The organism is Microbacterium sp. R1 (genome assembly GCF_015159725.1).
GTDB classification, from domain to species: Bacteria; Actinomycetota; Actinomycetes; order Actinomycetales; family Microbacteriaceae; genus Microbacterium; species Microbacterium oxydans.
The window spans coordinates 1,281,196-1,296,386 of the sequence record NZ_JADDUD010000001.1; the positions used below are offsets into that span (position 1 = coordinate 1,281,196).

12 protein-coding genes and 1 riboswitch are annotated in these 15,191 nt (G+C 67.6%); of the genes, 8 read left to right on the forward strand and 4 right to left on the reverse strand.

Features of this window, described 5'->3' with window-relative positions; translation table 11 throughout:
* Genes nadC through ILP86_RS06460 form a run of 4 tightly spaced genes read right to left on the reverse strand, consistent with a single transcriptional unit; the run spans position 1 to position 4,422 of the window.
* A complete protein-coding gene (gene nadC, locus ILP86_RS06445; RefSeq protein WP_193761636.1) occupies positions 1-852 on the reverse strand; it encodes a carboxylating nicotinate-nucleotide diphosphorylase in 852 nt (283 codons plus the stop codon).
* Positions 852-2,375: an L-aspartate oxidase gene (gene nadB / locus ILP86_RS06450; protein ID WP_193761637.1), complete on the reverse strand. Its 1,524-nt coding sequence runs from the start codon at positions 2,373-2,375 to the stop codon at positions 852-854. Before nadB ends, nadC begins: the two co-directional genes overlap by 1 nt.
* Positions 2,372-3,709: a quinolinate synthase NadA gene (gene nadA / locus ILP86_RS06455; RefSeq protein WP_193761638.1), complete on the reverse strand. Its 1,338-nt coding sequence runs from the start codon at positions 3,707-3,709 to the stop codon at positions 2,372-2,374. The genes nadB and nadA overlap by 4 nt, the downstream gene beginning before the upstream one ends.
* A complete protein-coding gene (locus tag ILP86_RS06460) occupies positions 3,706-4,422 on the reverse strand; it encodes an NUDIX domain-containing protein (protein ID WP_193761639.1) in 717 nt (238 codons plus the stop codon). The genes nadA and ILP86_RS06460 overlap by 4 nt, the downstream gene beginning before the upstream one ends.
* Before the next feature lie 268 nt (positions 4,423-4,690).
* Between ILP86_RS06460 and ILP86_RS06465 the strand changes: the two genes are divergently transcribed.
* The 8 genes from ILP86_RS06465 to gcvP all read left to right on the forward strand — a co-directional run bounded on the left by ILP86_RS06465 (position 4,691) and on the right by gcvP (position 15,035).
* Positions 4,691-6,379 carry an ABC transporter substrate-binding protein gene (locus ILP86_RS06465; protein WP_046749589.1) on the forward strand — a complete coding sequence of 563 codons (1,689 nt, stop codon included), beginning with the start codon at positions 4,691-4,693 and terminating at the stop codon, positions 6,377-6,379.
* Positions 6,380-6,421: 42 nt separating this feature from the next.
* Entirely contained in the window at positions 6,422-7,417 is a 996-nt protein-coding gene (locus ILP86_RS06470; RefSeq protein ID WP_058631908.1) for an ABC transporter permease, read from the forward strand.
* Positions 7,410-8,390 (forward strand): ABC transporter permease, encoded by a 981-nt coding sequence (locus tag ILP86_RS06475; protein ID WP_058631909.1) that lies wholly within the window; start codon positions 7,410-7,412, stop codon positions 8,388-8,390. The genes ILP86_RS06470 and ILP86_RS06475 overlap by 8 nt, the downstream gene beginning before the upstream one ends.
* On the forward strand, positions 8,387-9,238 hold the full coding sequence (locus ILP86_RS06480) for an ABC transporter ATP-binding protein (protein ID WP_193761640.1): 852 nt from the start codon (positions 8,387-8,389) through the stop codon (positions 9,236-9,238). The genes ILP86_RS06475 and ILP86_RS06480 overlap by 4 nt, the downstream gene beginning before the upstream one ends.
* Entirely contained in the window at positions 9,235-10,107 is an 873-nt protein-coding gene (locus ILP86_RS06485; RefSeq protein ID WP_193761641.1) for an ABC transporter ATP-binding protein, read from the forward strand. The genes ILP86_RS06480 and ILP86_RS06485 overlap by 4 nt, the downstream gene beginning before the upstream one ends.
* 188 nt (positions 10,108-10,295) lie before the next feature.
* A riboswitch (glycine riboswitch) is annotated at positions 10,296-10,390 on the forward strand.
* 154 nt (positions 10,391-10,544) lie between these two features.
* Positions 10,545-11,747, forward strand: coding sequence for a glycine cleavage system aminomethyltransferase GcvT (locus tag ILP86_RS06490; protein ID WP_193761642.1), 1,203 nt, complete (start codon positions 10,545-10,547; stop codon positions 11,745-11,747).
* A complete protein-coding gene (gcvH, locus tag ILP86_RS06495) occupies positions 11,744-12,121 on the forward strand; it encodes a glycine cleavage system protein GcvH (protein WP_046749583.1) in 378 nt (125 codons plus the stop codon). Before ILP86_RS06490 ends, gcvH begins: the two co-directional genes overlap by 4 nt.
* A 61-nt stretch (positions 12,122-12,182) precedes the next feature.
* On the forward strand, positions 12,183-15,035 hold the full coding sequence (gene gcvP, locus ILP86_RS06500; protein ID WP_227751087.1) for an aminomethyl-transferring glycine dehydrogenase: 2,853 nt from the start codon (positions 12,183-12,185) through the stop codon (positions 15,033-15,035).
* Positions 15,036-15,191: the final 156 nt, after the last annotated feature.

Consider the following 15,191-nt stretch of genomic DNA (forward strand, 5'->3'; position numbering starts at 1 on the left):
TCAGTCGATCCGCAGATCCAGGCCGAGATCGAGGGCGCGGGCGGAATGCGTCAGAGCTCCGACCGAGATCACGTCGACGCCGGTGAGTGCGATCTCGCCGACCGTGTCGAGGGTGACACCGCCCGAGGCTTCGACGATGGCTCGACCGCCGATGAGGGCCACGCCCCGCTCCAGGTCGTCCAGCGAGAAGTTGTCGAGCAGCACGGTGTCCGCTCCACCGTCCAGGACGGCGTCGATCTGGTCGAGACGGTCGACCTCGACGACGACGTGGGTCGTATGGGGGAGCCGGGACAGGGCCGCGCGCAGGGCGGCCGCGAGGTCGAGGCCCGAGCGTTTCAGCACCGCGAGGTGGTTGTCCTTCGCCATCACCGCGTCGGACAGGGAGTGCCGGTGATTGCGGCCGCCGCCCGACTCGACGGCGTGACGCTCGAAGGCGCGCAGACCGGGAGTGGTCTTGCGGGTGTCGGCGATCCGCGTCTCGGTGCTGTCGACGGCCGCCACGTAGGCGGCGGTGAGCGTGGCGATGCCGCTCATCCGCTGCGTGAAGTTCAAGGCGACGCGCTCCGCGGTCAGTACGCTGCGCGCCGCACCGGATACCGAGGCGAGGACGTCTCCTGCAACGAACTCGTCACCGTCGCCGACGTGCAGATCCACCTGGACGGACGGATCAGTGAGACGGAAGGCGGCGGCGAAGACCTCGCCTCCGCTGAAGACCCCGGCTTCTCGTGCGACGAGATCGGCCGTGGCCGTGGCCTCGGCGGGCAGCAGCGTCGTGCTCGTGAGGTCGCCCCACGGAGCGTCTTCCTCCAGTGCGGCGCCGACGACGCGGTGCAGAGTGGCGGGGGTCAGCATCAGACGGTCTCCAGGATCGATGAGGATGTGGGGGATGAAGGAGGGGCACCTGTCGCATCCGTGTCGACACGATGATGTGCTCCGACGGAAACGGTGCGCTTCAGAGCCGCCGCCGTCGTCGCCTGCGCGAGGAGCAGCAGGTTCGCATCCTCGTGCTCCGTCACGGTCGTGGGCGTGGTGGGGACGCCGGCCCATCCCTGCAGCACTCCGAGCGCCCGGGTGAGGCCCTCGCCCGTGCGCAGCAGGCCCACTTCGTCCCACATCAGCCGCTGCAGTGCGGAGCGGGTGAACCCCGGTTCGGGGTCAGCGAGGTTCGCGTCGAGGCTCACCTCGGGAGGGGTGTGCTCCTGTTCCGGAAGAGGCCAGGGCACCGTGAGCGCTGCCGCCGCGCGAGCCCCGAAGACCGCGCCCTCGAGCAGGGAGTTCGATGCCAGCCGGTTGGCCCCGTGCACGCCAGTGCGGGCGACCTCTCCTACGGCGAAGAGCCCTGGCACCGTGGTGCGTCCGTCGAGGTCGGTGACCACGCCGCCCATCAGGTAATGCGCCGCCGGGGTCACGGGTAGGGGGCTCTTCGCCCAGTCGAAGCCACGCTCTCTCGTGACACGGTCGATGGTCGGGAAGCGGAGCGCGAGCGTGCGGGCTCCGAGCATCGTGGCGTCGAGCCTGACGGGCGCAGCCTGAGCCGCGGCACGCCGTGCGATCGCTCGCGACACCACGTCCCGCGGCGCGAGCTCACCGTCGGGGTGGCTGTCGAACACGAACCGGCGGCCACGGTCGTCCACCAGAACCGCGCCCTCACCGCGCACCGCCTCGGAGATCAGGAACGCCGGGCCGGAGGCGAGGACGGTGGGATGGAACTGGACGAATTCCAGATCGGCGACCGCTGCACCTGCGCGAAGCGCGGCGGCGATGCCGTCACCCGTCGTTCCTCCGGGGTTGGTGGTGTGGGCGTAGAGCTGGCCGGCACCGCCGGTGGCGAGGATCACGGCGTCGGCCTGGAGGGTCGAGAGCACACCGTCGCGACGGATTCGGATACCCCGAACGACACCGTCGCGCTTCACGAGGTCGACCAGGAAAGCGCCGGTGAGAACAGGGATGCGCGCGCGACGTGCGCATTCGACGAGGGCCGCGGAGATCGCCGCCCCGGTGGCATCGCCGCCCGCATGCGCGATGCGGGCGTGGCTGTGCGCCGCCTCGCGTCCGAGTCGCAGTGAACCGTCGTCGTCGCGGTCGAAGCCGACACCCCGTGCGATCAGCTCGGCGATCCGCTCCGCGCCGTCGGCGACCAGCACACTCACCGCGTCCGGATCGGACAGCCCGGCGCCGGCGATCTGCGTGTCGGCGGCATGCGACGACGGGGAGTCGCCCGGGCCGTACGCTCCGGCGACACCCCCCTGAGCGAACCCGGTGCAGCCGTCGCCGAGGTCACCCTTGGTGACGATCGTCACGTCGTGACCCGACTCGTGCGCGTGCAGCGCCGCGGTGAGCCCCGCGATGCCCGACCCGACGATGATGACCTTCATCGTGTGCCCGCGACCGCCGGGGGCTTCGCCGCGAGCATCCGTTCCAGCGCCACCCGAGCGGGGGCGGCGACGTCGTCGGACACGGTGATGCGGTTCGGCGTGCGACCGGCCACCAGCTCCTCCAGCACCCACGCGAGGTAGCCGGGGTGGATGCGGTACATCGTCGAGCACGGGCACACCACGGGGTCGAGGCAGAAGATCTCGTGCTGCGGATACTGCGCAGCAAGTCGACGGACGAGGTTGATCTCGGTGCCGATCGCGAAGGTGGTCGGTTCGGTCGCCGTGTCGATCGCCCGGCGGATGTACTCGGTCGACCCTGCTTCGTCGGCGGCGTCGACGACCTCCATCGGACATTCGGGGTGCACGATCACGCGGACACCGGGGTGATCGGTGCGCGCTTGGTCGATCTGGTCGACCGTGAAGCGTCGGTGCACGGAGCAGAACCCGTGCCACAGGATGACACGCGAGTCGAGCAACTGCTCGGCGGACGAGCCGCCCAGCGCTCGCCGCGGGTTCCACATGGGCATCTGATCGAGCGGCACTCCCATGGCCTTGGCGGTGTTGCGGCCCAGGTGCTGGTCGGGGAAGAACAGGACCCGCCGCCCCCGCTCGAATGCCCACTCCAGCACGGTCCGCGCATTCGACGACGTGCACACGATCCCGCCGTGTCGCCCGACGAAGCCTTTGATCGCCGCCGAGGAGTTCATGTACGTCACGGGGATCACGGGCACGCGGCCGTCGGCGTCTGCGGCCGCGAGGTCTCCGAAGACGTCCTCGAGCTGCTCCCAGCACTCCTCGACCTGGTCGATGTCGGCCATGTCGGCCATCGAGCACCCCGCGGCGAGATTGGGGAGGATCACCGCCTGATCGGGTTGCGAGAGCAGATCGGCGGTCTCGGCCATGAAGTGCACGCCGCAGAACACGATCGCCTCGGCATCGGCTCTGCCCTTCGCCGCCGTCGCCAGCTGGAACGAGTCCCCGACGTAGTCCGCGTGCTGCACGACCTCTTCGCGCTGATAGAAGTGCCCGAGGATCAGCACCCGGTCGCCGAGCGTGGCCTTCGCCGCCCGGATCCTCCCGTCGAGTTCCTCTTCCGAAGCCTCGCGGTACTCGGAAGGCAGCTCGCCCTGTCGCGGGGCTCCGGTCGGAATGACATCGCCCATCGAGGAGCCGGGGCCGTACCCCGGTCGTGCGTCGAAGTCCCACGGGCCGGCGGCGAGGTCGGTGGCGCACGTGGCGTCCGTGGACGCGCCGGTGACGATCGCCTGGATCGCATGGTCGACGGAGGGATCCAGCGGCGGTACGGCGGGAGCGGGGACGAAGGTGATGCTCATCGGATGCTCGTTTCCTCGGGTCGGAGCGGGCCGCGATCGGCGAGCTCGATGTCGGTGTTGTCGCGATACAGACGTGCGGGCCGGTGGCTTCCGGTGCGGAACCGGTCGGTCGGGAGCAGATTGCCCGCCGCCTCCACCTGGCGACGGAAGTTGGCGGGGTCGAGGGCGCGTCCGAGGATCGATTCATAGGCTTCGCGCAACTCGGCGAGCGTGAACTCGGCGGGGAGGAACCCCTGTGCGACTCGGCTGTACCCCACCTTGTTGCGCAGTCGCCACAGCGCGTACTCGACGATCCGGTCATGGTCGAACGCGAGGTCCGGCAGCTCCTCGACGTCGAACCAGCGGACGTTCTCGGGATAGTGCCCGGCTGCGCGATGTGCGGCGCTCTGCGCGGTCACGTCGTCCTGCCGCAACAGGGCCCAGTACACGATGGAGACGACCCGCGTGGGGGAGCGGTCGACCGCTCCGAAGGCATACAGCTGCTCGAGGTAGCTGGGGGCGAGTCCCGTTGTCTCGGCGAGGGTGCGGGCCGCGGCATCGACGGGAGACTCCGTCGAGGTGAGCCAACCTCCGGGGAGTGCCCACTGGCCGGCGAAGGGCTCGCGCGTGCGCAGCACGAGGGGCAGGGAGAGCACCGCCCGTCCGTCGTCGGTCCTCCGCAGCGTCAGGATCACCGTCGAGACGGCGACTCGGATGGCACCGCTTTGAGTCATTCGCACCTTAACCTCCGATGTCGATCTTAGTGTCATCGAGACTCTTAGTGGTCCTCTGTGACGAGGATTCGGGCTGAGTCCGAAACGTTATCTGGGGAGCGCGAGGAGGCTTGTCCACGAGGACGGGGTTTGTTAGGTTACTGTCCTAACAAACCCCTTCGGGAGCGGCCGCCGGTCGTCTCCCCGGGCCCGCGAACCCCACCTCCGGGGTTCTGCTCCATCCGGAGCGATCCCTCCTGCAGTGCAGCACCGAGAGGAAACAAGAGAAATGATCCGTAACGGAAGGCGCAAGATCGCGCTCACCGCGATTGCCGGTGCATCCGTCCTCGCCCTGGGCCTCACCGCCTGTGGCGGCGGCAGCGACAGTGGCAACGCCGATGGCGACAAGGCCCTGCGTGTCTGGGCCGGCAGCCAGACCCCCATCGCCGCGAACTACAACCCGTTCGCTCCGACCGTGCTCCACGGCGCGCTCGGGCCGATCTACGAGCCGCTGTTCTTCTACAACAAGACCGCGGACTCCGAGCCGGTCGGCCTGATCGGCGACTCGTTCGAGTACAACGAGGACGGCACGGTGATCACGGTCACCATCAAGCCCGACCTCAAGTGGAGCGACGGTGAGCCCCTGACCGCCAAGGACGTCGCGTTCTCGTTCAATTACGAGGCCAACAACCCCGAGGGCAACGGTCTGATCTCCGCCGAGGCCACGGACGACACCACCGCCGTGCTGACGTACTCGTCTGCCCAGTACACGACCGAGTTCCAGCGGATGGGGTCGAGCTACATCCTCCCCGAGCACGTCTGGAAGGACGTCAAAGACTTCGCCAACTTCACGAACGAAGAGCCCGTCGGATCCGGCCCCTACGTGGTCGACAAGACCACGAGCGAGTCCTACACCCTCGTCGCGAACAAGAACTACCGCGATGCCGACAAGCTCGGCGTCAAGAAGGTCCAGTACATCGCGGTCGACAACAACCAGACGGCACAGGACCTGCTCGCCGCCGGCAAGCTCGACTGGACCGGCATGTTCATCCCCAACCCGGATGACGTGACCGGCAACGGCAAGATCGACTGGATCAACACCCCGCAGGACCCGACGGTGCTCTACACCTGCTCGAACGCCGAGCTCGGCTGCACCGGCCCGCAGACGGACGTCGCGGTGCGTCAGGCACTCAACGTGGCGATCGACCGCGGCATCATCAAGGACAAGGCATTCGTCGGCCTCACGGGCGACATCTCGCCGGCTTTCACGCTGCTGCCGCGCGACGAGAAGTGGCTCGCCGACCCGGCCAACGAGGTCAGCCCGCAGGAGGCCAACGCCGCCGAGGCCGGTTCGATCCTCGAGGCCGCCGGTTACACCAAGGGTTCGAGCGGCATCTACGAGAAGGGCGGGGTTCCGCTCGAGCTCACGCTCACCTCGGTCGACGGCTGGACCGACTACAACGACGCCGCGAAGCTGATCGCCGAGCAGGCCGAGGCCGCAGGCATCAAGATCACGGCATCGACGGTGCAGTGGCAGGAGTTCTCCGATTCCCGTCAGGGTGGCGAGTTCCAGCTCATCATGGGTGGTGTGATCGGCACGTCCGTCGCCGACCCGTTCCAGATCTACCGCGACTGGTTCGGCGGCACGGCCGTCGAGTCGACGACCCCGGTCGGCACCGAGATCCCCGCAGGACGCTGGAACTTCAGCCGCTACAGCAACCCGGTCGTCGACACGGCGATCCAGTCGGCGATCAGCACGAACGACGAGGCGACGAAGAAGGAGCTGTACGCCACGATCCAGACCGAGATCGTGCGTGACCTGCCCTACATCCCGCTCGTCATCAACGCGACGCAGACCTTCTACAACACGAAGGACTACACGGGCTGGCCGACGGAGGAAGACCTCTACGCCTTCCCGCCGTCCTGGGGTGCGATTGCGGCAGGCTACGTCCTGACGCAGCTGCAGCCGGTCAAGTAACACGAGAGGAGTCGGGGAAGAAGGAAGTCAGGAAACAGTGACATGAAGTTCTATGCACGAAGAATCGGGTTCTACGCGTTCACGCTCTGGGCCGCGATATCCATCAACTTCTTTCTTCCCCGGCTCATGCCGGGAAACCCCGCCGACATCATGATCGCCAAGATGCAGCGGGCGGGCGGCGACGTCTCAGAGACGACCATCCGCAATATCAGGCTCCTGCTCGGCGGCGACGACTCGTCGCTGTGGGATCAGTACCTCGCGTACTGGGGGCGGATGTTCCAGGGCGACCTCGGCGTCTCGGTGACGAAGTTCCCCACCCCGGTGACGGAGCTCATCGCCGGTGCTCTTCCCTGGACGCTCATCCTCGTCGGCACCGCGACGGTCATCTCCTTCGTCCTCGGCGTCGTGCTCGGGGCCTGGGCCGGCTGGAAGCGCGGCACCTGGGTCGACCACCTGATCCCGGCAACGACCGTGCTGCAGTCGATCCCGTACTTCTGGATGGCGCTGATCCTGGTGGCGGTGTTCGCGGTCGGCCTCGGCTGGTTCCCCATCTTCGGCGGCTACGACGTGTTCGACTTCCCCGACGGCCCCGAGCCGACGTGGGCCTTCTTCAGCGACGCCGTCGCCCACGCCATCCTTCCCGCCGTCACCATCGTGATCAGCTCGGTCGGCGGCTGGATGTTCGGCATGCGCAACATGATGGTCTCGACGCTCGCCGAGGACTATGTGCTCACGGCCGAGGCCAAGGGCCTGCGCCCGCGCCGGGTGCTCACCACCTACGCTGCCCGCAACGCCGCGATCCCCTCGATCGCCGGCTTCTCGATCACGCTCGGTTTCGTCGTGGCCGGCTCCATCGTCATGGAGCAGGTGTTCACCTACCCCGGCATCGGCAAGCTGATGTTCCAGGCCGTGACCAACAACGACTACGCGCTGATGCAGGGGCTGTTCCTCGTCATCACGCTCACGGTGCTCGCCGCCAACTTCATCATGGACCTCGTCTATGGCTTCATCGACCCGAGGGCTCGCCAGAATGTCTGACACGAAGAACCCGCTCCTCACGGAGGAGCCACCCACCGTCGCCCCTGAGGGCACCGTCGCTCTCGCCACACAGCGTCAGGAACGAAAGCGTCGCCGCATCCTGCCCAGCACCTCGCCGAAGTTCATCGTGGGCGTGTGCATCGTGCTGGCGATCGTGCTGTTCGCGATCATCGCGCCGATCTTCTCCCAGAACCCGCGGAGCACGGCCAACCCAGCGCTTCAGCCGCCGTCGGCCGAGCACTGGCTCGGCACGACCAAGCTCGGCAACGACATGTTCGCCCAGCTCGCGACCGGTGCCCAGGGCTCGCTGCTCATCGGCGTGACGGCCGGCAGCATCGCGATCGTCCTCTCCCTCCTGTTCGGTGTGCTCGCCGGCTACCTGGGTGGGTGGCGTGAAGACGGCCTCGCCCTGCTCACGAACGTCATGATCGTGATCCCCGGACTGCCGCTGGTGATGGTCATCGCCTCGTTCGTCCCGCAGCGCAGCTGGCAGCTCGTCGCCTTCGTGCTCGGCATCACCTCCTGGGCCGGGGCGGCGTACGTGCTCCGGCTGCAGACGCGCTCGCTCCGCACACGCGACTACGTCTACGCCTCGAAGGTCGCGGGCGAGCGGTCGTTCCGCGTCATCCTCGTCGAGATCATGCCGAACCTGCTGCCGCTGCTGGCGGCCCAGTTCCTCTTCGCGATCATCTTCGCGATCCTCGGCGAGGCCGGCCTGTCGTACCTCGGCCTCGGACCCAACTCGTCGATCACCTGGGGATCGATCCTCAACGACGCCCAGTCGGGGCAGGCGCTCGGACGTGGGGCCTGGTGGTGGTTCGTCCCGCCGGGACTCATGATCGCGCTCCTCGGCGCCGGCCTGTCGCTGATCAACTTCGCCATCGACGAGGTCATCAACCCGAAGCTGCGCAATGCACCCGAAGCCGCGCGCCGCGTGCGCAAGGCCGCCAAGACCAAGGGGGTCACCGCATGAGCGAGCCTGTGCTGACGGCGCGGAATGTGTCGATCGAGTATGAGGTGGATCCGCCGGTGAAGGCCGTGCGAAACGTCTCGCTGACGTTGAACCGTGGGGAGATCCTGGGCCTGGCCGGGGAGTCGGGGTGTGGGAAGACGACTCTCGCGTACGGCATGAACCGGTTGTTGAAGGCGCCGGCGTTGATGACGGGCGGAGAGATCGTGTTCCATGACCGGGACGGTCATGACATCGACATCGTGGGTTTGGATGGGGAGGGTCTTCGGGCGTTCCGGTGGGACAAGATCTCGATGGTGTTCCAGGGCGCGATGAACTCGTTGAATCCGGTGATCAGTGTGAGGGCGCAGATCTTCGACATCTTCGACACGCATCGTCCTGGGATGAGTAAGAAGGCGAAGACGGCGCGGGCGGAGGAGCTGCTCACGTTGGTGGGGGTGGATCCGTCCCGGTTGTCGAGTTTCCCGCATGAGTTGTCCGGGGGTATGCGTCAGCGGATGATGATCGCGATGGCTCTGGCGTTGGATCCGCAGGTGATGATCATGGATGAGCCGACGACGGCGTTGGATGTGGTCGTGCAGCGCGGCATCATCCGGGAGATCATGCGGTTGCGGGAGAAGCTCGGGTTCGCGGTGATCTTCATCACGCATGATCTGCCGATGTTGATCGAGATCAGCGACCGGATCGCGATCATGTTGCAGGGGCAGATCGTGGAGGAGGGGACGGCGGAGGAGATCTACCGTTCCCCGCAGCATGAGTACACGCGACGGTTGTTGTCGAGTTTCCCGTCGTTGAAGGGTGAGCGGGGCGATTTCGTGCGTACCGGTGTGAGCCAGAAGGGCGTCCGATGACCACCCATACGAATAGCACCGGGACGACGGTGCCGGGGACGGCGACGTTGGAGGCGCGGAACCTCGTCAAGGACTTCCACCTGCGTTCCGGGTTCAGGACGAGCATCCTGCATGCGGTGAAGGATGTGTCGTTCACGATCGAGGCCGGGAAGACGCTCGCTCTGGTGGGGGAGTCGGGGTCGGGGAAGTCGACGATCGCGCGGATGCTGATGAAGTTGGAGACCCCCACCAGTGGGGAGATCCTCCTCGACGGGAAACCGTCCGGGACTCGGGGGCGGGCGTTGGAGGCGTATCGCGCGGATGTGCAGATGGTGTTCCAGGACCCGTTCGCGTCGTTGAACCCGTTCCACACGATCGTGCATCACTTGGAGCGGCCGATCCGCCTGCATCACCCGCAGCTCTCCAGTGCGCAGGTGCGTGCCAGGGCGGTGGAGTTGTTGGAGCGGGTGCGGCTCAGCCCGGGGGAGAGCTTTGCGGAGCGTCGCCCGCATGAGCTGTCGGGTGGGCAGCGGCAGCGCGTCGCGATCGCACGGACACTGGCCCCGGGGGCGCGGTTCATCGTCGCCGACGAACCGGTGAGCATGTTGGACGTGTCGATCCGGCTGGGCGTGTTGAACCTGCTCGCGGATCTGCAGCGGGAGGAGAACCTCGGGGTGCTGTACATCACGCACGACCTCGCGACCGCCCGGCATTTCTCCGATGAGATCATGGTGCTCTACAAGGGCGATGTCGTCGAGCGGGGCCCCGCGGACGAAGTCATCCTCAACCCGCAGCACGAGTACACCAAGACTCTCCTCGGAGCCGCGCCCGAGCCCGACAACCTCGGCCGCCTCCGCGACGAGGTCCGAACCGAACTCGGCATCAGCTGATAGCCGCACAGCACCCCGCTTCCGAATCGCGCTTTCGAATCGCGCTTTCGAATCGCGCTTTCGAATCGCGCGAATGGTCCCTTCCGAGTCCAGGATGGGACCATTCGCGCGATTCGAACGCGCGTCGAGCGAATCCGGCACCGACGGGCCGACCGGCTAGACTGAACCCACAACTGAAGACAGGCCGAATGACCCACGCGGGAGAGCCCCGGCGAACGCAGCCGGGCACCGAAGGAGCAAGCCTCCCCGCCAATCTCTCAGGTACGCGTACCGCGCGGTTCCGGCCACTCTGAAAAGCGATCCGTCTCATGTGCGGATCCGCCGACGGTGAAAACCCCGCCTCCGTGCACGGGTGAAGCTCTCAGGCCCATGACAGAGGGGGAGTTCCGAGGAACGGCGATGCCGCCGTTCCGCCCGACACAGCCCGGGAGAACTCCATGTCCGACCCCCGCTACACCCCGCTGCGCGAACGCCATGAGGCACTCGGCGCGTCTTTCACCGACTTCGGTGGCTGGCAGATGCCGGTGCGTTACACCTCCGACCTCGCCGAGCACCACGCCGTGCGCCAGAACGCGGGGATCTTCGACATCTCGCACATGGCCGAGTTCCTCGTCACGGGCGAGAAGGCGGCCGAGTTCCTCGACTTCGCGCTCGCAGGTCGCATCTCCGCCATGACGGTCGGCAAGGCGAAGTACTCGCTGATGCTGAATGAGAACGGCGGAATCGTCGACGATGTCATCGCGTATCGGCTCGCGGAGGACCGCTACCTCGTCATCGCCAACGCCGGCAACCGTGGCTTCGTGGACTCGGGATTCGCCAAGCGCGTGCGGGACTTTCCGTCGCTCGTCGAGCGGGCGCTTCCGCCGCTGGCTCCGGGGGAGGACCGCACCTTCGCCGGATTCCTGGGCGACCGCGGTGTCGATGTGGAGGATGTGTCCGACCTGTTCGCGCTGCTCGCCGTGCAGGGACCGGCCGCCGAGGCGATTCTCGCTGCGACGCCGGGCATCGACGGGCTGAGCACGCCCTGGGCGGAGCAGAAGTACTACGCCTGGGCGGACGCGCGCTTCCGCGGGGAGCCTCTGCTCATCGCACGCACGGGCTACACCGGGGAGGACGGCTTCGAGCTGCTGGTTCCTGCCGGCGACGCCGCAGCCCTGTGGGACGCTCTGCTGGCTGCCGGCGAACCGCATAATCTCGTTCCTGCGGGCCTCGCCGCCCGGGACACGTTGCGTCTGGAGGCCGGGATGCCTCTCTACGGCCACGAGCTCAGCACCGACACCCGCCCCTCGCAGGCCGGACTCGGCCGTGTCGTCGTGATGGCGAAGGAGCACTTCGTCGGCAAGGAGGCGCTCTCGTCCTTCGAGGACTCGACAGAGGCATCGGAAGCGCCGGTCCTGGTCGGCCTCGTCGCCGAGGGCAAGCGGGCAGGACGCGCCGGATACGCCGTCGTCGACGAAGACGGATCCGTGCTCGGAGAGATCACGAGTGGCGCTCTCAGCCCGACTCTCGGCCACCCGATCGCGATGGCCTACGTGACCCCATCTTCCGCGGAAGAGGGAACCGCAGTATTCCTTGACGTGCGGGGAACCAAGATCCCCGCGACCGTGACCGCCCTGCCTTTCTATCGGAGGACCAAATGACCGACCTCGCCGCACTCCACTACACCGAAGAGCACGAGTGGATCGCCGCCGACGGCGACACCGTGACCATCGGCATCACCGACTACGCCGCCGAGAAGCTGGGAGACGTCGTGTTCGTCGAGCTCCCCGCCGTCGGCACCGAGGTGACCGCAGGTGCGGTCGTCGGCGAGATCGAGTCGACGAAGTCGGTCGGCGAACTCTACGCGCCGGTCTCGGGAACCGTCGTCGAGATCAACGACGCGGCCGTCGACGATCCGTCGCTGGTGAACGCCGCGCCCTTCGAGGGCGGCTGGTTGCTCAAGGTCTCCGTCGCAGCCGGTGCGCTGGACGGACTGCTCGACCGCGACGCGTACGTCGCACTCACGGAGGGCTGATTCACCAGTGGTCACTTTCGCCGATCGTCACATCGGACCCACGGATGCCGCGCAGCGCACGATGCTCGCGGCCCTGGGTCTCGACACCCCAGGGGCCGATGGCGCGCTGAGCCCGGTCGATGCGCTCATGCGCCAGGCCGTGCCCGCGTCGATCTACACCGGGCCGTCGTCCGACTCCTCGGACGCGCCTTCGCGCATCCCCTCTGCCGCGAGCGAGACCGAGGCTCTCGCCGAGCTGCGGGTGCTCGCCTCGCGCAACACCGTGAACCGACCGATGATCGGCCTGGGGTACTACGGCACCATCACGCCGCAGGTGATCCAGCGGAACGTGCTGGAGAACCCGTCGTGGTACACGGCCTACACGCCGTACCAGCCGGAGATCTCCCAGGGGCGTCTGGAAGCGCTCATCAACTTCCAGACCATGGTCGCCGAACTCACCGGGCTCACGACGGCCAATGCGTCCATGCTCGACGAGTCGACCGCGGTGGTCGAGGCGATGCTGCTCTCGCGGCGCGCATCGAAGTCGGCGTCGACCGTGTTCGCGGTCGACGCGGATGCGCTCCCGCAGACCAAGGCGATGCTCGCCACGCGCGCGGAGGCTCTCGGTATCGACATCGTCACGGTCGATTTCGCCGCGGGCGAGGAGCTGCCCGCCGACCTGTTCGGTGTCTTCGTGCAGTACCCCGGCGCATCCGGTCGCGTCTGGGATCCGTCGGCCGTGTTCGACGCCGCGCACCTCTCCGGCGCTCTCGCGGTCGCGGCCGCCGATCTGCTCGCTCTCACCCTCATCGCCTCTCCCGGCTCACTAGGCGCCGACGTGGCAGTCGGCACGACCCAGCGCTTCGGCGTGCCGATGGGCTTCGGCGGTCCGCACGCCGGCTACATGGCCGTCCGCTCCGGCCTCGAGCGTCAGCTCCCCGGTCGCCTCGTCGGAGTGTCGGTCGATGCCGACGGCAAGCCCGCGTATCGTCTCTCGCTGCAGACGCGCGAGCAGCACATCCGCCGCGAGAAGGCCACGTCGAACATCTGCACCGCCCAGGTGCTGCTCGCCGTCATGGCGTCGATGTACGCCGTGTACCACGGTCCGGACGGGCTGCGGGAGATCGCGACCCAGACCACGGCGAAGGCGGCGCTGCTGCGTGACTGGCTGACCGAGGCAGGGGTGGAGGTCGTGCACGCGGACTTCTTCGACACCCTGCAGGTGCGCGTGCCCGGTCGTGCGGCGGAGTTCGCCGCTCGGGCCCATGACGATCACGGGATCCTGCTGCACGTCGCCGACGCCGACACGGTCGGCATCGCCGTCGACGAGACCACGACCCTCGGCGAGCTGCACCACGTCACGGCTGTCTTCGGCGGCAAGAACGACCGCGCGTTCGGCATGTTCGGCGGGGACAAGCTGCGGGGGCTCCCGGAAGACCTGCTCCGTCAGGACGAGTACCTCACGCACCCGGTGTTCCACTCGCACCGCTCGGAGACCGCCATGATGCGGTACCTGAAGAGTCTCTCCGACCGAGACTACGCACTCGATCGCGGCATGATCCCGCTGGGCTCGTGCACCATGAAGCTCAACGCCGCCACCGAGATGGCTGCCATCACCTGGCCCGAGTTCGCCGGCATCCACCCGTTCGCCCCGGCGTCCGATGTGCAGGGCTACCTCGAGCTCATCGACCAGCTCGAGGGCTGGCTCGCCGAGGTCACCGGTTATGACGCGGTCTCGCTGCAGCCGAACGCCGGTTCGCAGGGTGAGCTCGCGGGTCTCCTGGCCATCCGCGGGTACCACCACGCGAACGGCGACACCCACCGCACCGTGTGCCTCATCCCCTCGTCGGCCCATGGCACGAATGCGGCATCGGCCGTGCTCGCGGGCATGAAGGTCGTCGTGGTCGCGACGGACGAGCTCGGCAACGTCGACCTCGACGACCTGCGCGCGAAGATCGCCCAGCACGCCGACGACCTCTCGGCCCTGATGATCACCTATCCCTCGACGCACGGTGTGTACGAGGAGCAGGTCGTCGAGATCACGGCCGCCGTGCACGACGCAGGCGGACAGGTGTACGTCGACGGGGCCAACCTCAACGCGCTGCTCGGTTACGCGCGCTTCGGTGACCTCGGCGGCGACGTCTCGCACCTCAACCTGCACAAGACCTTCGCCATCCCGCATGGTGGGGGAGGTCCTGGCATCGGTCCGGTGGCGGCGAAGTCGCACCTCGCCCCGTACCTTCCCTCGCACCCGCTCGCGCAGCGCGCCGAGCACTTCGGCGGCTACACGTTCGATGGCGGTGTGATCTCGGCCGCTCCTTACGGTTCCGCGGGGATCCTGCCGATCTCGTGGGCGTACGTCCGCATGATGGGTGCCGACGGTCTTCGTCGTGCCACGGCGGCAGCCGTGCTCTCCGCCAACTACATGGCCGAGCGTCTGGGCGGCCACTTCCCGGTGCTCTACACGGGGGAGAACGGTCGCGTCGCGCACGAGTGCATCCTCGATCTGCGTCCGCTCAAGGAGGCGACCGGAATCACCGTCGACGACGTGGCCAAGCGCCTCATCGACTACGGCTTCCACGCTCCGACCATGTCGTTCCCCGTCGCGGGCACGCTCATGGTCGAGCCGACGGAGTCGGAGGACCTCGATGAGATCGAGCGCTTCATCGAGGCCATGATCATGATCAAGGCCGAGGCGGAAGCCGTGGCGGCGGGGCGCTGGCCCGCGGACGACAATCCGCTGGTGCATGCACCGCACACCGCGGTATCCCTCATCGCGGGGGAGTGGGAGCACCCCTACACGCGGGAGGAAGCCGCCTACCCCGTCCATGCGCTCGTCGCCGGCAAGTACTGGCCGCCCGTGCGTCGCATCGACCAGGCGTACGGCGACCGGAACCTCGTGTGCGCCTGCCCGCCGGTGGAGGCCTTCGCCTGAGCCGGTGCGCATCTGAGCAGACGGTGTCGCGCTTCCGTGCGGAAGCGCGACACCGTCCTGTGTTTCCCGGTGTTTCCAGGTGTTTCGCGGGTGTTACGGATGGTCACCACTCAGTAACAGTTCGTTAGCTGAAGGCGGCGGGGGGCCAAGCGGCGG